This window comes from Nocardia bhagyanarayanae (assembly GCF_006716565.1).
Taxonomy (GTDB): Bacteria; Actinomycetota; Actinomycetes; order Mycobacteriales; family Mycobacteriaceae; genus Nocardia; species Nocardia bhagyanarayanae.
Genome location: NZ_VFPG01000001.1, coordinates 2,207,814 through 2,225,052 on the forward strand (window position 1 = coordinate 2,207,814; position 17,239 = coordinate 2,225,052).

Consider the following 17,239-nt stretch of genomic DNA (forward strand, 5'->3'; position numbering starts at 1 on the left):
AACCGGCTATTCGGTGTCGTCGCGATCCTCGTCGTCGAGCGGCACGGGAATGGCCTGCTCGATGAGGTCGGCCTCGCTCGCGGACCAGACGTCGCGATCGACCGCGGTGCGCGCCTCGCGTGCGACGGCGGTTTCCGCGACGGCCCGGTCGTCGGTGTCGGCGTCGTCCGTTTGGTAAGCGGGCGTGGACTGCTCGACGCGGTCGGCCTCCGGCGCGTCGTCCAACGTGCGCGGCGTGCTGCGATCGATCATCGTGTGCTCCTCTCCGCTGGTGGTCTCCCGCAGGGTGTATACCCAGTTCGGGGCGCGGGCAACAGTCCGGCGGTGTCGAGATTGCTCCGACCGCGAGTTCCCGGCAACCGGCGCGATCGTTCGTCTTCATTCCCCCTCGACGGCCGCGCCCCCGTTCACCGGATGCTCCACGAGCGCGAGGGTGCGCCCGGCCATGAACCGCGCCGTGCGGACCGCGACGCCGGTCCGCGTCACCTCGCTGACCTCGACCACCCCGCGCGCGATGCGCACCTCGACCCGCCGCCCCGCGCGCGTCGCCGCGATTTCGTAACTTCGAGAGCCGTCGCCGACGTCGACGACGATCTCCACCCGATCACCCTTCATCTACCAATTCTCCGCTTTTCCAGTGCTTTTCGCCGTTACGAGTTGGTCGCGGCAGGGCACCGATGAATTCCGCGCGCCCGCCGCGTCTCAACTCACGCAGACCTCTCACATCCGGCAGGAGACCCGATGACCCCCACGTTCGATTTCGAGCCCGCCGCCACCGCACTGGAGACCGTGGTCGCGGGCATCGCCGACGACCAGCTCGCCGCGCCGACGCCTTGCGCCGACACGACCGTGGCCGCGCTGCTCGAACACGTCCTGGAACTGACCGAGGCGTTCCGGCAGTCCGCGACCAAGGAATCCGTCGGAAACAGCACCCCGCCCGCCCTCGAACACGACTCGAAACTGCCCGACGACTGGCGTACGCGCATCCCCGCCCAGCTGAAGGCGCTGGTCGCCGCCTGGCGGGAGCCGGACGCGTGGGAGGGCGAGACCGAGGCGGGCGGCGTGCGCGAAGCCGCGATCGTGATGGCCGTGATCGCGCTGGACGAGGTCGTCGTGCACGGCTGGGACCTGGCCAAGGCCACCGGTCAGCCGTTCGGTTGCGCCGAATCGCACGCGGCGATCCTGTTCGATTTCCTGCGCGAAACCCCACTCTCAGGCACGCCGGGGCTCTTCGGACCGGTGGTCGAGGTCCCCACCGATGGACCTCTCTTCGACCGCGTGCTCGGGCTGACGGGTCGCGATCCGAACTGGTCCGCCTAACCGACCGAAGGCGTCCGCCAGCCGGCAGGACCGACCGAATGTCACCTTCGGCCGGAACTTTGCGCCCGACCGAAGGCGTCCGCGAGCTGGCCGGGCGGACCGAATGTCACCTTCGGTCGGGGGTTGCGGACCGGTCCGTGACGAAAGTGCCTGCGGCCACGGCATCCAGCGCCGCCTTGGCAGCGGAATCGGCGGCTGCCTCGTCGATCGGATCGCCGCTGGCCAGCAGGCGGTAGTAGAGCGGCGCGGAGACGGCGGACAGGACCGCGCGCGGATCGGTCCCTGCGGGAGCCTCGCCGCGCGCGATGGCGGCTTCGACGCACGGCGCCCACTCGGTGAGGCGGACGTCGTAGAAGCGGCGCAGCGCCGCCGCGGTCACCGGATCGCCGGTGGCGGCGGCGATCACGGCCTGGAACAGGCGGCCTTGGCGCGGATCGGTCAGCGTCTCGGCGACCAGCCGCGCGTTGGCCGTGAGATCGCCGCGCAGCGATCCGGTGTCGGCGCGCGGCACCGATTGCTCGGCCATGTCGTCGAGCAGGTCGGCGACGAGCCCGGCCGGGGTGCCCCAGCGCCGGTAGACGGTGGTCTTGCCGACACCGGAAGCGGCCGCGATCTCCGCGAGATCCAGTGTGGCGAAACCCCGTTCGGCGAGGAGATCACCCGCGGTGCGCAGGACGGCCGCGCGGATGCGCGCGGTGCGCCCACCTGGGCGAATCGAGCCGGGAGCGGGTTCTTCTGGCGTCATAACGGAACTCCAGTTTCATTTGCGGCGAAAGGGGTGTACTGTCCGAAGTGTTAACGGAACTATAGACCCTTTAGGAGGGCCGTCCTGTGAAGCATGGATGGGATACGCGCATGGACTCACAGATGGAGTACCGGCGGCTCGGCGCATCGGGTCTGCTCGTCCCAGCCCTGAGCTTCGGCGCGGGCACTTTCGGCGGTCGCGGCGAACTGTTCGGCGCGTGGGGCGACACCGATGCCGAGCAGGCGCGCACGCTGGTCGACATCAGCCTGGAAGCGGGCGTCACGATGTTCGACACCGCGGACGTCTACTCCGACGGCGCCTCGGAGGAAGTCCTCGGCGCGGCCATCAAGGGCAGGCGGGATCGGCTGCTGCTGTCCACCAAGGCGAGCCTGCCGACGGGACCCGGGCCCTACGACGCGGGCTCGGGCCGAGCCCGGCTGATCGGCGCGGTCGAAGGCTCGCTGCGCCGTCTCGGCGTCGATCACATCGACCTGTTCCAGCTGCACGCCTTCGACGCGCACACTCCCGTCGACGAGGTCTTGGCCGCCCTGGACGACCTGGTGCGCGCGGGCAAGATCCGCTACCTCGGGGCCTCCAACTTCGCGGGCTGGCAGCTGATGAAATCCCTTGCCGCCGCGGACCGCAACGGCCTGACCCGCTACGTCGCGCACCAGGTGTACTACTCGCTGGTCGGCCGCGACTACGAGTGGGAACTGATGCCGCTCGGGCAGGATCAGGGCGTCGGCGCCGTGGTGTGGAGCCCGCTCGGCTGGGGCAGGCTCACCGGCAAGATCCGGCGCGGACAGCCGTTGCCCGCGGGCAGCAGGCTGCACCAGACCGCCGAGGCGGGCCCGCCCGTCGACGACGACCTGCTCTACGACGTGGTCGACGTGCTGGACGAGATCGCCGCCGAGACCGGCAAGACCGTCCCGCAGATCGCGCTCAACTGGCTGCTCGGTCGCCCCACCGTCGCGACGGTCATCGTCGGCGCGCGCAACGAGGAACAGCTGCGCCAGAACCTCGGCGCGGTCGGCTGGCGCCTCGACCAGGACCAGATCGCCCGCCTGGACAAGGCCAGCGCCGCCACACCGCCGTACCCCTACTACCCGTACTACCGCCTGCCGGACTTCACCCGGCTCAACCCGCCCGCGGTGTAGTTCGGGGCGCGCTCGAGCGATGGTGCGGCGCGGGCGGATTCGCGAAGCGATGGGCCGACGCGCGGCGGCTCAGTAGACGTCGCGCACGTAACGCTTCTCGGCGACGAGCTGCTTGCGGAACGCCAGCGCGCCTTCCTCGTCCAGCTTGCCGTGGATGCGGGCGATGGCGAGCAGCGTGTCGTCGACGTCCTTGGCCATCCGCGCCGCGTCGCCGCACACGTAGAAGTGGGCGCCGTCGCGAAGCCACGACCACAGCTCGGCGCCGTGCTCGATCATCCGGTGCTGCACGTAGATCCGCTCCCGCTGGTCGCGGGAGAACGCCAGGTCGAGGCGGGTGAGGAAACCGGTGCGGAACATGTCCTCCAGCTCCGCGCGGTAGTAGAAGTTCTGCGCCGCGTGCTGTTCGCCGAAGAACAGCCAATTGCGGCCGGTCGCGCCGAGCGCCCTGCGTTCCTGGAGGAAGCCGCGGAACGGTGCGATGCCGGTGCCCGGCCCCACCATGATCATCGGTGCGGTCGGGTCCAGCGGCGGCCGGAAATGCGGTGCGCGCTGGAGGAAGATCGGCACCGTCGCATCGCCCACCCGGTCGGCGAGGTAGGTCGAACAGACCCCGCCGCGCCGGGCTGATGTGCCAACGGGTTCGCCGTAGCGCACGACGCCGACCGTCAGCTGCACCTCGTCCGGGCTGACCAGCGGGCTCGACGAGATCGAATACTGGCGCGGCTGGAGCTTTTTCAGCGCGCCGAGCCATTCCACCAGGTCGGCGCGCACCGGGAAGTCGCGCAGCACGTCGACGGCCTGACGGTCCCACAGGTAGCTGTCGAGCTCGTTGCGGTTGTCCCGTCGCAGCAGTTTGGCGAGCTGGTTGCTGGCATTGCGGTCGCCGATGAAGCTCAAGAAGTCGTGGCTGACCCTGGTGATGTCGTACCGGGTGCGCAGCGCTTCGGTCAGCGGCATCTCCCGATCGTCGACCTCGACGACGCGCCGACCGTCCAGGCCGGTGGCGGCGAGCCATTCCTCGACCAGCGACGGACAGTTCGACGGCCACACGCCCAGCGAATCGCCGACCTCGTAACCCGCGTCCAGGCCGCGCAGGTCGAAACCGAACTGGCGCACCTCTTTCGGCGATCCGGCGAGCGAGAGCAGTTCGTTGCGTGCGAGCGGCGCGGCCACCGGAGCGTTTCGGGTGAAGGGCGCGGGCGCGGTGCGCAGCGAGCGTGCGGGAGCCGGTGCTTCGGGCCTGGTCAGCACCATGGTGCCGCCGGAGCTCGCGGCGCGGACCGATCGGCGCGGGCCCGAACCGCCCGTGGGAGCAGGACCGTCGCCGTCGTCCGGGCCGCCGTCGTTCCCGCCGCCGCCGTCGTTCCCGCCGCCGAACGCGCCGAGCACGTCGTCGAGCCAGCGGGCCGCGGGCTCCTCGTAGTCGGGTTCGCAGTCCACCCGCGGCAGCAGCCGGGTCGCGCCGCGCTCGGCCAGCTTCTCGTCCAGCTTGCGGCCGTGCCCGCAGAAGTCGTCGTAGGAGGAGTCGCCGAGCGCGAGGACCGCGTAGCGCAGGCCGGTCAGGCGGGTCGCGCTGTCGGTCAGCCTGGCCCAGAAGTCCGCGCCGTTGTCGGGTGGGCCGCCATCGCCGAAGGTGCTGCTGATGAACAGCGCGTCGCCGGTCAGCACGCCGAGATCGCAGGAATCCATGTCGAAAAGCCGTGGCGCGAAGCCGGACTCGGCAAGCCGCTCGGCCGTCGCGGCGGCGAACTCCTCGGCGTTGCCGGTCTGCGAGGCCCACAGCACCGTGACCGGCCGCTCCTCGGCGGCGGGCGCCGGAGACTCGGCCGCCGACGCGCCGCGCGAGTACATGCCCGCGAGCAGGCCGTCGATCCAGAGCCTGCTGCGGCTGGACAGCGGCGCGGTCTCCGGCAGCACCGGCTGGCCGACCACCGGAAGCGAGTGCAGCGCGGCCAGATACCCGCTGAGGTAGATCTGTTCGGTGTCGCTGAGCGTAGGCGCGACACCGTTGTCCAGCCCGAGCATCACCGCGAGCGGATGCGCGCCGGTCGACGGCGCGGAAACCGGCTCGGCGACGGGCGTTTCGGCGCGCTTCATCGGCGCGACGCGGCGCAGCGAGACGGCGCACTGCTTGAACTCGGGCTGTAGCGACGCCGGATCGACGGCGTCGTTGGTGACGGCGTTGATGGTCAGGTACTCACCCTGTTCGTCGTTCCAGTGGAACGGCGCGAAGCAGTCGCCGGGGCGGACCCGGTCACTGATCTGCACCGGAAGCACGGCTCGCCCACGGCGGGAGGCGATTTCGAGCTGATCGCCGGGACGCACGTCGAGGCGTTCGGCATCGCGCGGGTGCACCTCGAGGAACGGCTGCCCGTTCAGCTTCGTGAGCTTGGCGATCTTGCCCGTCTTGGTCATGGTGTGCCACTGGTGTTGCAGGCGACCGGTGTTCAGCACGAACGGGTAGTCGTCGTCCGGCATTTCCTCCGGAAGCAGGTGGGGGCGCGGCCAGAACATCGCGCGCCTGCTCGCGGTGGCGAACGCGAGCCGCGGGCGGTGACCCGCGTCGTCGACGAAGAGTTCCTGGCTGACGCCGTCGTTCAGGTAGCGGATCGGGTTACGGCGCTTGTCCGGCTCGGCGCACGGCCACTGCATCGGGCCGTCGCGCAGCGCATCGTAGCTCATGCCGCGCAGGTCGTAACCCGTCGCCGGATTGGCGAAGCCCTGGATTTCGGCGAAAACCTCGGCGCTGGAGGAGTATTCGAAGCCGGGAAAGCCCATGGCCATGGCGACTTGCGCGATCAGCAGCCAATCCGGCCGCGCGTCGCCGACCGGGTCGACCGAGCGCTGCAACAGGGTGACGTTGCGTTCGGAGTTCACCGTCACGCCCTCGGCCTCGGCCCAGAGCGTGGCGGGCAGCAGCAGGTCGGCATAGGCGTTGGTGGCCGATTCGGTGTAGGCGTCCTGCGCGATCACCAGTTCGGCGGCCTCGAGGCCCGCGATCACCGTCTTCCGATTCGACACGGACGCTACGGGATTGGTGCAGATGATCCACGCCGCCTTGATGTCGCCCTCGGCCATGCCGCGGAACATCTCGATGGTGCCCGGCCCGGCCTCGGTGCGAATCGTCCCGGGCTCGACGCCCCACGCCGTCTCCACGAAGACGCGGTCGGCGGCCGAGAGCAGCGAGCGCTGGCCGGGCAGACCGGGGCCCATGTACCCCATCTCGCGCCCGCCCATGGCGTTCGGCTGGCCGGTCAACGAGAAGGGCCCGCTGCCAGGGCGGCAGATGGCGCCGGTGGCCAGGTGCAGATTGCAGATCGCGTTGGTGTTCCAGGTGCCGTGCGTGGACTGGTTGAGTCCCATCGTCCACAGCGTCATCCACTCGCGCGCCTCGCCGATCCAGCGCGCCGCGGTGCGGATGTCCTGTTCGGCGAGCCCCGTGATCTCGGCGACCCGCTCCGGCGGATAGTCGGCCAAGAACTCGGGCATGGCGTCCCAGCCCTCGGTGTGCTCGGCGATGAACTCCTCGTCGATGTCGCCGTTGGCGACGAGCAGGTGCAGCAGGCCGTTGAGCAGCGCGAGGTCGGTGCCGGGGCGCAGTTGGAGGAACAGGTCGGCGCGCGCGGCGGTGTCGGTGCGGCGCGGATCGGCGACGATCAGCTTGGCGCCCGCCTTCAGCCGATCGGCCATCCGCAGGAACAGGATCGGATGGCAGTCGGCCATGTTGGCGCCGGTGACGAAGAACAGGTCGGCGTGCTCGAAGTCGTCGTAGGAGCCGGGCGGGCCGTCGGCGCCGAGCGACTGCTTGTAACCGGTGCCCGCGCTGGCCATGCACAGCCGCGAGTTGGCCTCGATGTGCACGGTCCGCAGGTAACCCTTGGCCAGCTTGGTGGCCAGGTACTGCGCCTCCAGCGTCATCTGTCCGGAGACGTACAGCGCGATGGCGTCCGGTCCGTGCTCGTCCAGGATCGCGCGCAACCGGTCGGCGGCCTCGCGCACGGCGGCGTCGACGGCGATCGGCATCGGCTCCCGGCCGCGCTCGGGCCGCCGGTAGGCGGTGGTCATCCGGCCGGACGTGCGCATCAGTTCCGCGTGGGTGGCGCCCTTGGTGCAGAGCCTGCCCGCGTTCGCTGGATGCAGCTTGTCGCCGCTGACCTTGGCGATCACCGGCGCGCCGTCGGGGCCCGACGTGGTCTCGACCGTGATGCCGCACCCCACGCCGCAGTACGAGCACGCCGTTCTGGCGGTGCCCGGCGCGGGGCTGCTGGCTGCGTCCGACATGTCACCGATCATGCGGAACGTCGATTGCGCGGGATTTACCCAACGTTATCGCCAGGTGACAATTCTCCTCACCGCTCTCATCAGCGGCTGTGAGGTGTGTTTTTCGTCACCTTTGCGCAGGTCAGCGGCCTGGAGGGGCCGCTGACGGAGTCAGCCGAGCTTGTATCCGCGGTGCAGGGCGACGACCCCGCCGCTGAGATTGCGCCACTTGACCGTCGACCACCCCGCCTTGGCGATCCGCATGGCCAGCTGCCGCTGATTCGGCCACGCCCGGATCGATTCCGCCAGGTACACGTAGGCGTCCGGATTGCTGCTGACCGCCCGCGCCACCTTCGGGAGCGTCTTCATCAGGTACTCCATGTAGAGGGTCCGGAACACCGGAAAGGTCGGCGTCGAGAACTCGGCGACCACCAGCCGCCCGCCCGGCTTGGTGACCCGCAGCATCTCGCGCAGCGCCAGATCCGGATCCGAGACGTTGCGCAGACCGTAGGAGATGGTCACCGCGTCGAACGAGTCGTCGGCGAAAGGCAGGGCCATGGCGTCACCCGCGACCATCGGCACATTGCGGAACCGGCCCGCGGCGAGCATGCCCTTGGAGAAGTCGGTGGCCACGCACCAGGCGCCGGACTTGCCGAACTCCAGGGTCGAGACGCCGGTGCCCGCCGCGAGGTCGAGCACCCGCTCGCCCGGCCGGAGCCCGAGCGCCTTACGGGTCGCCCAGCGCCAGTAGCGGTCCTGACCCGCGGAGATCACGGTGTTGGTGAGGTCGTATCGCTTGGCGACCCCGTCGAACATCGCTGCGACCTCGCCCGGCCGCTTGTCCAGGGAGGCTCGACCTGCATGCGTTTGCGCCACGCCAACGACCTTAAGCGACTGTCCGTTACGGACCCGCGTGTACCCGATCACAGGGCTGTAGGAGTCGGGCCGGGTTGTGCTCTTCCCCCGGTCGGGTCTACGCCGTATTCGACAGCTGAAAGTCCTGTCCGGTGACGTCGGCGTAGTGCCCCATCAGCTCGTCGCACACGGCAGGCCAGGTTCGGTGCAGTACGGATTTGCGTGCGGCGACGGCGAATCGGGCGCGCAGTGCCGGATCGCGCAGCGCGGCCACGGCGCTGGGCAGCAGCTCGGTGAACCGGTCGACCGGGAGCAGATAGCCGTTGCGGCAGTGCGCGACGAGGTCGCGCGGACCGCCCGCGTCCGGCCCGATGACCGGGACGCCGGAGGCCAGCGCCTCCTGTACGCCTTGGCAGAAGGTCTCGTGCTCGCCCGCGTGCACCATCACATCCAGACTGGCGTACGCCTGCGCCAGTTCGTCGCCGCCGAGTTCGCCGGTGAACACCGCGTCCGGCATGAGCTGGGCGAGCCGGTCTCGTTCCGGTCCGTCGCCGACGATCACCAGCTGAATGGTGGGATCGCCCGCCAGCGCGGCCAATCGCTCGACGTGCTTCTCCGGCGCCAGCCTGCCGACGAACCCGACGACGAGTCGCTCGTGCCCGTCGAGCCAGCGCTCGCGGAGTTCCGCGCGATGCGCCGACGGGGTGAACCTGGCGATGTCCACGCCGCGACCCCACCGGTGCACCCGCGGGATGCCGTGCCTGGCCAGGTCTTCGGCGGCCGCGCGGGAGGGCGCCAGCGTGCGAGTCGCGCCCTCGTGGATGCGCCGCGTCCAAGCCCAGGCCGCGCGGCTGGCCAGCCCGAGCCCGTAGCTTTGCGCGAAGCCCGCCACGTCGGTCTGGTACACCGCGATCGTCGGGAGATCCAGCCGCAGCGCCGCGCCGAGACCGCCGGCGCCGAGCAGGAACGGGGAGGCCAGATGCACCAGGTCGGCGTCGAATTCGGCGATCGCGGCGGTGATGCCCGGCTGCGGCAGCCCGACCGGCAGCGAACTGACCTTGGGCACCATCACCGCGGGCACCCGGTGCACTCGGAAACGGCCGTATTCGCCTGCGGCGGCGGGCAGTCCGCGGGGCGTGTCGGGCGCGATCACCAGCGCCTGGTGTCCGTGTTTGTCCAGGTGATCGAGCACCCGGAGGACCGAATTGACGACGCCGTTCATGTTCGGCAGGAAGGACTCCGAAACGATGGCTACGCGCACCACCTCAGCGTGACCCGTGCAGCGCGCGCCGCAGCCACGCGCACATGAAGCGCGCGGAAAGTTCCGGCGAACTCCTCGCGCTGTCGCAGACAGTGGCCCGCCGGCTCAGACGTACAGCGCCCGCAGTTGCGGATCCGCCAGCCGCTCCTCGGTCGCGACCGCGCCGAGCACCGCGCGCAGCGTGCGCAGCGCGTCCGGACCGAACTCGCGCGCGAGCCGCTGTTCCCGATTCCGGTGGTATCGCCTCGCCGCGGCGAGCGCGGCGTTGCCGCGTTCGGTGAGGTAGAGCAGTTTCGCGCGGCCGTCGGCCGGATCGGGACGTCGTTCCACGTAGCCGCGTCGCTGCATGTCGTCGACGATCTGCGCCGCCCCCTGCTTGGTGATCCCGAGGCGTTCGGCCAGCTCGCTGACGTTCATCGGCCGCTTGGTCAGGCAGCGGAAGACGTACCCGTCCGAGCGGCCGAGGTCGTCGAAACCGTGCTCGGTCAAGGACGCTCGCAGTTCGACGACGAACTGTTCGTAGGCCAGCCCGAGGAGGATGCCGAGATCCGGGTCTTGCGGTGTGGATGCCATGCCGTCATGATAGACAAGCCAGCTTGATCAAGCTGGCTTGTCTATTTCCCGGTATTCGAGGAGTGTCAATGCACGTCATCAAGGCCGCCGAAGCGCAGCGCTTCGAGCTCCCCGGCGTCGAATTCAGCGCCATGGCGGCCCCCAGCCGCGGTTCGGCGGACGTCTGTACCTGGCGGCTGACCGTCGCGCCGCGCCGTGCGAGCGACGAGGCGCACGTCTTGGACCGCGACGAGATCTTCATGGTGCTCTCCGGCGTGCTGGAGGTCAGCGGTCAGCGGCTCGGCGCGGGCGATGTCGCGATCGTGCCCGCGGGCGAGCCCATCGCGGTGGGCAATCCCGGCGACGAACCGGCCGTCGCGCACGTCGCGATCGCCGCCGGATTCCAAGCGACCATGCCCGACGGCAGCAAGCTCAGCCCGCCGTGGGCGCAGTGAATCCGCCGATCGTCGGCGCCGCGATGGCGGGCCGGCTCAGCGGGCCGCGGCCGCGATGACCTTCGGTTCGCGCCTGCCCGCGCGGACGATCAACCACAGCGCGGGCAGCGCCAACGCCCACACCACCACGATCACCGAGAGGGCGGGCTGGATGGCGACCCGGACGTCGCGGCCCGCCACCCGGACCAGATCGGGATCGCTGCGGCTGTACTCGACGTTGATGCGCTCGCCCGCGGTCAGATTGGTCGGGTACAGCACGCCGACCTTCGGATTGTGCGTCTCGCCATCGGGTGTGACGTAGATGACCGCCGAACGCAACCGGCCCGCGGAAAGCACCTCGCCGGTGGTCACGCCTTTGTCGGAACTGATGAGATAGTCGTTGCGCCAAGCGGCGAGCACCAGCAACACCATGAGCACGCTGACGACCGTCGCGGCGGTGAGTACGCCGATCCTCGCCCGCCGTAGGCGGACGGTCCGCCTTTCGGACTGGCTGGTTTCCGACACCGCCACAGGCTACCGACCGCCTCGACTAGCGTGTGCGCCCATGTCCCGAAAATTCAGCTTCACCGTGCCCTACGCCGTCCCGGTCGAAGATCTCCACCGGGCACTCACCACCGACGACGCCTGGCGCGCCCGTTTCGCGAATACCGAGACCGCGACCCTCGAGCTGTCGCACCCCGGCGGCGCGGACACCATCCGCATCCACATGACCGAAAAGGCCCGTCCGGACAAGATTCCCAGCATCGTTCGCAAGGTACTGAAGAACGAATTGGTGCTCTCGCGCACCGACGACTGGCAGGCATTGGACGGCGAGATCGCCAAGGGCGTCTTCCAGGCGGGCACCACGGGCGTCACCAGTGAGATGTCGGGCTCCTTCGAACTGCGTCCCACCGCCGAAGGGTGCGAGATCGAGGTCGTCGGCACCGTCGCGGTGAAGGTGTCGCTGGTCGGCGGCGCCATCGAGCCGCTGGCCGAGCAGCTGTTCCACCGCGTGCTCAACAGTGAGCGCAAATTCTTCGAGGAGTGGCTCACCGCGGAGACGTCCGCCTGATCCAGTCCGTCGAATCGGGCGCCCAGGGTCGGGCGCCCGATTCCGTTCGAGCCCGTCACTGCGTGGCGAAGCCCTTCGGGTCGAATTCCTTCTGCTCCACCAGCACCAGCCAGTTGCCCGAGTTGTCCCGGATGATCGCCTCGGTGCCGTACGGCCGTTCGGCGGGCGGCTGGATGAACTCGACGCCCTTGGCCGTCAGCTCCTCGAAGGCCTTCTGACAGTTCTCCGTCCGCAGACCCAACGCGCCGTGCGTGCCGTTGGCCAGCGCCCGGCGGACCGCCTCGGCCATGTTCTCGTCCAGCGGCGGCCCGGGAATCATCAGCGTGACCTCCAGTTCCAGGTGGTCCGGGTGTGCGACGGTCACCCAGCGGAAACCGTTCTCGCCCATGGTGACGTCGCCGGTCTCCACGAATCCGAGCTTGTCGATGTACCACCGCTTGGCCTCGTCCTGATCGGTGACGTACACGGTGACCAGGGAGATATTCGAAATCGTCGTCATGCTCCCAGGCTATGGGCGGCCGCCGCTCTGTGGCTTCTCCGAAATTGCGGTGTCAGGGCCGCTCGCGGTCGGATAGCCCGTGCATGAAGACGTAGCAACCGGGGATGCGCGGCGCGCCGTCGGCGAACTTCGCCTGGTACTCCGACGGGGTGACCCCGACCAGCTGGCGGAACTTGGAGCTGAACGAACCGAGGCTGGCGTAGCCGACCATCATGCAGACCTCGGTGACCGTCAGGTTGGTGGCGCGCAGCAGATCTTGCGCGCGTTCGATGCGCCGCTCGGCCAGGTACGCCGCCGGTGTCCGGCCGTACACCGCCGCGAAGGCGCGCAGGAAGTGGTACTTGGAAACCCCTGCGGCGGTGGCCAGCTCGTCTAGATTCAGCGGGTCGGCGTAGTGCCGATCCGCGAGATCCCGCGCCTTGCGCAGGTGCGGAAGAAGGTAGAGCGCGGGCAATCCGCGTGGTTCGCCCATCGCGTGCCTCAGGTGAAGGGCGGCAGATCGTCGTAGCGCATGGACGCCCGTCCCGCGAGCCGCCAAGCGCGCGCGGTGATGTCCAGGTCCTCGTCGGTGACCAGGTTGCCCATCACGCGAACCGCGGTGCGCTGCAAGTACTTCGAGCGCATCACCGGCGGGCCGCCGGTGGGGACCATGCGGGGATGGGTGGCCAGGCCCGCGATCCGGCGCGCCGCCGAGAAGGTGCGGCCGTAGCGTGCGCGCAGCAGATCCGGCCACAAGCCGGTGAAATCGGGCGCGTCCAGCAGGTCGGCGAGCATGTGCCCGCCCTCCAGGCCGTAGTCGATGCCCTCGCCGTTGAGCGGGTTCACGCAGCCCGCGGCGTCGCCGATCAGCACCCAGTTGCGGCCCGCCACGTTCGACACCGCGCCGCCCATCGGCAGCAGCGCCGAGGCCACCGCGCGCGGCTCGCCCTCGAACTGCCACTCCTCGTAACGCTGCGAGGTGTAATGGCGCAGTAGCGGTTTCAGCGCGATGTGCGAGGGCCGCCGCTCGGTGGCAAGCGACCCGACGCCGATGTTGACCTCGCCGTTGCCCAGGGGGAACACCCAGCCGTAACCAGGCACCAATCGGCCTTCGGCATCGCGCAATTCGAGGTGCGAGGTGATCCACTGATCGTCGCTGCGGCCCGACTTGATGTAGGCGCGCGCCGCGGTGCCGTAGGCGAACCGCCGGTGCCAGACGCGGCCGAGCAGCTTGCCGACCGGCGAGCGCACGCCGTCGGCGACGACCAGGATGTCGCAGGCGATCTCGCGCGACCCCTCGGCCGTCTGCACCGTCACACCCGTGACGCGGTCACCCGCGCGGGTGACATCCACCACCTTCGTGCCGTCCAGCATCCGCGCGCCGGACTTCACCGCCGTTTCGCGCAGCTTGTCGTCGAGTTCGGTTCGCGCGACGGCGCTTCCGTAGCTCGGGAATCCGCCGCCCGGCCAGCTGAGCAGGGCTTCCCTGCCGAAGCCGGTCATGCGCAGGCCGTGGTTGACCGTGTGCGCGCGCAGCCATTCGCCTAGACCGAGGTGCTCGAGCTCCTTGGTCGCCCGCGGCGTCAGGCCGTCGCCGCAGGTCTTGTCCCTCGGGAAGACCGCGGCGTCGGTGAGCAGCACGTCGCGGCCGGCGCGCGCGGCCCAGGCGGCCGCGGCGGAACCGGCCGGACCTGCGCCGACGACGAGCACTTCGGCGCGATCGGGCAGCGGGTTCCCCCCGCGGTCCTCGGCTGAGACATCCGGTGCACCCATGCGCTCAATACTTGCAGGACAGCCGGATCGGTGTCGACGCAGTACCGCTCGCCAGGTCGGCCGATCCGGCCCCGCCGAAATGTGGAAAAGTGTCTGATACACCGCATAGTGACGGTGTTCATGGGCCGCGCGGGCTGAACACGCTAGGTTCTCTACCGTGGGGTCGGACGCGGCGCTGGGAGATGAGATGAGCACATCGGCTGTTAGTGATGAGAGCACGGTGGTCGCCGGGGTCGAACTCGGTGACACCGAGCTCGCGGCGAGCGTCCGCAACGGCCTGGAAGAGGTCGAGAAACTCCTGATCGCCGAACTCTCCGACGGCGAGGACTTCCTGCAGGACGCGGCACTGCACCTGGCACGTGCGGGCGGCAAGCGGTTCCGTCCGCTGTTCACCATCCTGACCGGCCAGCTCGGCCCGCGCCCCACCGATCCGGACCTGATCACCGCGGGCACCGTCGTCGAACTCGTGCACCTGGCCACGCTGTACCACGACGACGTGATGGACGAGGCCCCGATGCGCCGCGGCGCGCCCAGTGTGAACTCGCGCTGGGGCAACAATGTCGCGATCCTGGCGGGCGACTACCTGTTCGCGCACGCCTCGCGCCTCACCTCCACGCTCGGCCCCGATGCCGTCCGCATCATCGCCGAGACCTTCGCCGAACTGGTCACCGGCCAGATGCGCGAGACCGTCGGCGCCCGCGAATCGCAGGACCCGGTCGAGCACTACTTGCGCGTCGTGTGGGAGAAGACCGGCTCGCTGATCGCCGCGGCCGGTCGTTTCGGCGGCACCTTCTCCGGCGCGCACCCCGAGCACATCGAGCGGCTGGCCCGCCTCGGCGACGCGGTCGGCACCGCCTTCCAGATCTCCGACGACATCATCGACATCTCCTCGGCCTCCGAGCAGTCCGGCAAGACCCCCGGCACCGACCTGCGCGAGGGCGTGCACACCCTGCCGGTGCTCTACGCGCTGCGCGACGAGGGCGCCGAGGGCGACCGGCTGCGCAAGCTGCTCGCCCGTCCGCTGGAGACCGACGAGGAGGTCGCCGAGGCGCTGGAACTGCTCGCGCACTCGCGCGGCATGGTGCTCGCCAAGGAGAAGCTGCAGGGCTACGCCGACCTCGCGCACGCCGAGCTTTCCGCGCTGCCCGCCGGCCCGGCCAACGACGCGCTCGAACAGCTGGTCCGCTACACCATCGAACGCGTGGGTTGAGTTGTCCGCGCGCCTGCGCTGTGTTGTTGGCGCGCTGGCCGCGAACGGTCGCTCGTCGGGCTCGCTCCGTGGGCGGTCGGCAGGGCTTGGACGGTTCGTCGGGGATCGTTGCGCGCCGGGTCCGGAAGCCACTCGGTGCCGACGATCGTCAGGATCTACCAGGAACTTTCGCCCGGGTCCTATCGTTGATCTCGCATAACGAACTCGACGGACGGGGGAGTGGGCAAGGAGACCTATGCACGGGCACGGGTATGCGAACGGATTGAAGACATTCGGTCTGATGGTCGGGCTCTCGGCCATCATCGTGTTCGCCGGGGCCATGTTCCGCAGCCCGACGATCCTGGTGATCTCCATCCTGCTGGCCGTCGGCATGAACGCCTGGGCCTACTTCAACAGCGACAAGCTCGCGCTGAAGGCGATGCACGCGCAGCCGGTCAGCGAGCTCGAAGCGCCGGTCATCTACCGGATCGTGCGGGAGCTCGCGACGACGGCGCGCCAGCCGATGCCGCGGCTCTACATCAGCCCGACCAACGCGCCCAACGCCTTCGCCACCGGCCGCAACCCGCGGCACGCCGCGGTCTGCTGTACCAGCGGCATCCTGCAGATCCTCGACGAACGCGAACTGCGCGCCGTGCTCGGCCACGAACTCTCACACGTCTACAACCGCGACATCCTGATCTCGTCCATCGCGGGCGCGCTGGCCGCGGTCATCTCCGGCCTGGCCAACCTCGCGTTCTTCGCCTCGGCCTTCGGCGGCCGCGGCAACGGCGGCCCGAACATCATCGGCGTGCTGCTCGTCTCGCTGCTCGGCCCGATCGCGGCCACCCTGATCAGGCTGGCCGTCTCCCGCTCCCGCGAGTACCAGGCCGACCAATCCGGCGCCGAACTCACCGGCGACCCGCTGGCGCTCGCCTCGGCCCTGCGCAAGCTGGAACGCGGCGTACAGGCCGCTCCGCTGCCCCCTGAGCCGCAGTTGACGGCCCAGTCGCACCTGATGATCGCCAACCCGTTCCGCGCCGGTGAGCGGGCCGCACGCTGGTTCTCCACGCACCCGCCGATGGCCGAGCGCATCTCCCGGCTCGAGGAAATGGCGGGCGGCCCGCGCAACTACTGAGTGCGCGGCGGCCGCGGCTCCGGCGCGCGACCGACACAACGAGCCCGTCGACCACCTGGCCGACGGGCTCGTTCAGCTTCCTGCGCCGTCGCGAAAGATGTTGCGGCGCAACCCTATCGGTAGTTGACGAACTGCAGCGCGATACCGAAATCTTCGCCCTTCAGCAGCGCGATCACGGCCTGCAGATCGTCGCGCTTCTTGCTGCTCACCCGCAGCTCGTCGCCCTGGATCTGCGCCTTCACGCCCTTGGGGCCCTCGTCGCGGATCTTCTTCGAGATCTTCTTCGCCTTCTCGGCGTCGATGCCCTGCACCAGGCTGCCGGTGATCTTGTACGTCTTGCCGGACGCCACCGGCTCGCCCGCGTCGAACGCCTTCAACGAGATGTCCCTGCGGATCAGCTTCTCCTTGAACACCTCGAGCGCGGCTTTCACCCGCTCCTCGGCCTCGGCGGTCAACACGATCGTTTCCTCACCGGACCACTCGATCTTCGCGCCGGTGCCGCGGAAGTCGTAGCGGGTGTTCAGCTCCTTCTCCGCCTGATGCAGAGCGTTGTCGACCTCCTGCCGGTCGACCTTGCTGACGACATCGAAAGACGAATCGGCCACACTACGCTCCTGTTCCTGACGGTCCGACGGGCTCACTGCACCGGTGCAACCGGCATCGTCAGTTCTACCCGGAAGCCCGACCGTAGTCCCGTCGCAGGGCCCTTGGCCAGCCGGTTTGCATTCGACACCGGGGTTCGTTGTATTCTGCTCTGCGCGCCGAGAAAGCGCACGTAAGGCAGGTTGCCCGAGCGGCCAATGGGAGCAGACTGTAAATCTGTCGGTGAAAGCCTACGTAGGTTCGAATCCTACACCTGCCACTTCGCTCACAGGCGAGCCCTGCACGCAGAAAGCGCGTGCGGGGCTCGCTTCGTATTTGTTTGTGGGGGTGCAACCCCCACGCCCCGCCCGGCGGGGCTTCGCCCCCCGGACCCCCCTTGCAGTGGTTGCGTTTTGTGGGGATGTG

18 protein-coding genes and 1 tRNA gene are annotated in these 17,239 nt (G+C 69.5%); 7 read left to right on the top strand and 12 right to left on the bottom strand.

All coding sequences use genetic code 11. From position 1 onward, the window contains the following. Window positions 1–6: 6 nt before the first annotated feature. The gene (locus tag FB390_RS09355) at window positions 7–252 is read right to left on the bottom strand and encodes a hypothetical protein (protein ID WP_141808611.1); all 246 of its coding nucleotides are present in this window, start codon (window positions 250–252) and stop codon (window positions 7–9) included. Between the two features lie 126 nt (window positions 253–378). Continuing rightward, window positions 379–615 carry a hypothetical protein gene (locus FB390_RS09360; protein ID WP_067791385.1) on the bottom strand — a complete coding sequence of 79 codons (237 nt, stop codon included), beginning with the start codon at window positions 613–615 and terminating at the stop codon, window positions 379–381. Window positions 616–741: 126 nt separating this feature from the next. Here FB390_RS09360 and FB390_RS09365 point away from each other — a divergent pair, with 126 nt between their 5' ends. Beyond that, window positions 742–1,320, top strand: coding sequence for a TIGR03086 family metal-binding protein (locus FB390_RS09365; protein WP_141808612.1), 579 nt, complete (start codon window positions 742–744; stop codon window positions 1,318–1,320). 106 nt (window positions 1,321–1,426) lie between these two features. On the opposite strand, the gene FB390_RS09370 is transcribed toward FB390_RS09365, so the two are convergent. Then, entirely contained in the window at window positions 1,427–2,065 is a 639-nt protein-coding gene (locus FB390_RS09370; protein ID WP_141808613.1) for a TetR/AcrR family transcriptional regulator, read from the bottom strand. A 122-nt stretch (window positions 2,066–2,187) separates the two neighbouring features. On the opposite strand from FB390_RS09370, the gene FB390_RS09375 reads away from it, so the two are divergent. Then, entirely contained in the window at window positions 2,188–3,222 is a 1,035-nt protein-coding gene (locus tag FB390_RS09375; RefSeq protein ID WP_141811642.1) for an aldo/keto reductase, read from the top strand. Window positions 3,223–3,291: 69 nt separating this feature from the next. Here the strand turns inward: FB390_RS09375 and FB390_RS09380 are convergent, their stop codons facing one another. The 4 genes from FB390_RS09380 to FB390_RS09395 all read right to left on the bottom strand — a co-directional run bounded on the left by FB390_RS09380 (window position 3,292) and on the right by FB390_RS09395 (window position 10,171). Further along, window positions 3,292–7,503: a bifunctional nitrate reductase/sulfite reductase flavoprotein subunit alpha gene (locus FB390_RS09380; RefSeq protein ID WP_246123936.1), complete on the bottom strand. Its 4,212-nt coding sequence runs from the start codon at window positions 7,501–7,503 to the stop codon at window positions 3,292–3,294. A gap of 150 nt (window positions 7,504–7,653) precedes the next feature. Continuing rightward, window positions 7,654–8,358 carry a demethylmenaquinone methyltransferase gene (locus tag FB390_RS09385; protein ID WP_141808615.1) on the bottom strand — a complete coding sequence of 235 codons (705 nt, stop codon included), beginning with the start codon at window positions 8,356–8,358 and terminating at the stop codon, window positions 7,654–7,656. A 97-nt stretch (window positions 8,359–8,455) separates the two neighbouring features. Beyond that, window positions 8,456–9,598 (bottom strand): glycosyltransferase family 4 protein, encoded by a 1,143-nt coding sequence (locus FB390_RS09390; protein ID WP_141808616.1) that lies wholly within the window; start codon window positions 9,596–9,598, stop codon window positions 8,456–8,458. Between the two features lie 105 nt (window positions 9,599–9,703). Then, window positions 9,704–10,171: a MarR family winged helix-turn-helix transcriptional regulator gene (locus FB390_RS09395; RefSeq protein WP_141808617.1), complete on the bottom strand. Its 468-nt coding sequence runs from the start codon at window positions 10,169–10,171 to the stop codon at window positions 9,704–9,706. A 68-nt stretch (window positions 10,172–10,239) separates the two neighbouring features. Here FB390_RS09395 and FB390_RS09400 point away from each other — a divergent pair, with 68 nt between their 5' ends. Continuing rightward, entirely contained in the window at window positions 10,240–10,605 is a 366-nt protein-coding gene (locus tag FB390_RS09400) for a cupin domain-containing protein (protein ID WP_185756981.1), read from the top strand. Between the two features lie 36 nt (window positions 10,606–10,641). Here FB390_RS09400 and FB390_RS09405 read toward each other — a convergent pair whose 3' ends face one another. After that, a complete protein-coding gene (locus FB390_RS09405) occupies window positions 10,642–11,109 on the bottom strand; it encodes a DUF3592 domain-containing protein (RefSeq protein ID WP_141808619.1) in 468 nt (155 codons plus the stop codon). 40 nt (window positions 11,110–11,149) lie between these two features. On the opposite strand from FB390_RS09405, the gene FB390_RS09410 reads away from it, so the two are divergent. Continuing rightward, window positions 11,150–11,656, top strand: a complete 507-nt coding sequence (locus FB390_RS09410) for a DUF2505 domain-containing protein (protein WP_141808620.1) — start codon at window positions 11,150–11,152, stop codon at window positions 11,654–11,656. 55 nt (window positions 11,657–11,711) lie between these two features. Here FB390_RS09410 and FB390_RS09415 read toward each other — a convergent pair whose 3' ends face one another. The 3 genes from FB390_RS09415 to FB390_RS09425 are packed head-to-tail and all read right to left on the bottom strand — an operon-like array spanning window position 11,712 to window position 13,907. Next, window positions 11,712–12,155: a VOC family protein gene (locus FB390_RS09415; protein ID WP_141808621.1), complete on the bottom strand. Its 444-nt coding sequence runs from the start codon at window positions 12,153–12,155 to the stop codon at window positions 11,712–11,714. Window positions 12,156–12,207: 52 nt separating this feature from the next. After that, window positions 12,208–12,627, bottom strand: coding sequence for a helix-turn-helix transcriptional regulator (locus tag FB390_RS09420; protein ID WP_141808622.1), 420 nt, complete (start codon window positions 12,625–12,627; stop codon window positions 12,208–12,210). A gap of 8 nt (window positions 12,628–12,635) precedes the next feature. Beyond that, window positions 12,636–13,907, bottom strand: coding sequence for a geranylgeranyl reductase family protein (locus FB390_RS09425; protein ID WP_141808623.1), 1,272 nt, complete (start codon window positions 13,905–13,907; stop codon window positions 12,636–12,638). 187 nt (window positions 13,908–14,094) lie between these two features. Between FB390_RS09425 and FB390_RS09430 the strand changes: the two genes are divergently transcribed. Both FB390_RS09430 and htpX read left to right on the top strand, forming a co-directional pair. Then, the gene (locus tag FB390_RS09430) at window positions 14,095–15,117 is read left to right on the top strand and encodes a polyprenyl synthetase family protein (RefSeq protein WP_141808624.1); all 1,023 of its coding nucleotides are present in this window, start codon (window positions 14,095–14,097) and stop codon (window positions 15,115–15,117) included. A gap of 235 nt (window positions 15,118–15,352) precedes the next feature. Next, window positions 15,353–16,231, top strand: a complete 879-nt coding sequence (htpX, locus tag FB390_RS09435) for a zinc metalloprotease HtpX (protein ID WP_141808625.1) — start codon at window positions 15,353–15,355, stop codon at window positions 16,229–16,231. Window positions 16,232–16,344: 113 nt separating this feature from the next. On the opposite strand, the gene FB390_RS09440 is transcribed toward htpX, so the two are convergent. Further along, on the bottom strand, window positions 16,345–16,836 hold the full coding sequence (locus FB390_RS09440; RefSeq protein WP_141808626.1) for a YajQ family cyclic di-GMP-binding protein: 492 nt from the start codon (window positions 16,834–16,836) through the stop codon (window positions 16,345–16,347). Between the two features lie 174 nt (window positions 16,837–17,010). On the opposite strand from FB390_RS09440, the gene FB390_RS09445 reads away from it, so the two are divergent. Next, window positions 17,011–17,093: transfer RNA gene (locus FB390_RS09445), tRNA-Tyr, on the top strand. Window positions 17,094–17,239 lie beyond the last annotated feature (146 nt).

Coding starts and splice junctions, on each gene's coding strand:
- FB390_RS09365 (WP_141808612.1), top strand. CDS start 742: ATGACCCCCACGTTCGATTTCGAGCCCGCCGCCACCGCACTGGAGACC.
- htpX (WP_141808625.1), top strand. CDS start 15,353: ATGCACGGGCACGGGTATGCGAACGGATTGAAGACATTCGGTCTGATG.
- FB390_RS09410 (WP_141808620.1), top strand. CDS start 11,150: ATGTCCCGAAAATTCAGCTTCACCGTGCCCTACGCCGTCCCGGTCGAA.
- FB390_RS09430 (WP_141808624.1), top strand. CDS start 14,095: ATGAGCACATCGGCTGTTAGTGATGAGAGCACGGTGGTCGCCGGGGTC.
- FB390_RS09375 (WP_141811642.1), top strand. CDS start 2,188: ATGGAGTACCGGCGGCTCGGCGCATCGGGTCTGCTCGTCCCAGCCCTG.
- FB390_RS09355 (WP_141808611.1), bottom strand. CDS start 252: ATGATCGATCGCAGCACGCCGCGCACGTTGGACGACGCGCCGGAGGCC.
- FB390_RS09400 (WP_185756981.1), top strand. CDS start 10,240: ATGCACGTCATCAAGGCCGCCGAAGCGCAGCGCTTCGAGCTCCCCGGC.
- FB390_RS09425 (WP_141808623.1), bottom strand. CDS start 13,907: ATGGGTGCACCGGATGTCTCAGCCGAGGACCGCGGGGGGAACCCGCTG.
- FB390_RS09420 (WP_141808622.1), bottom strand. CDS start 12,627: ATGGGCGAACCACGCGGATTGCCCGCGCTCTACCTTCTTCCGCACCTG.
- FB390_RS09360 (WP_067791385.1), bottom strand. CDS start 615: ATGAAGGGTGATCGGGTGGAGATCGTCGTCGACGTCGGCGACGGCTCT.
- FB390_RS09395 (WP_141808617.1), bottom strand. CDS start 10,171: ATGGCATCCACACCGCAAGACCCGGATCTCGGCATCCTCCTCGGGCTG.
- FB390_RS09415 (WP_141808621.1), bottom strand. CDS start 12,155: ATGACGACGATTTCGAATATCTCCCTGGTCACCGTGTACGTCACCGAT.
- FB390_RS09370 (WP_141808613.1), bottom strand. CDS start 2,065: ATGACGCCAGAAGAACCCGCTCCCGGCTCGATTCGCCCAGGTGGGCGC.
- FB390_RS09380 (WP_246123936.1), bottom strand. CDS start 7,503: ATGTCGGACGCAGCCAGCAGCCCCGCGCCGGGCACCGCCAGAACGGCG.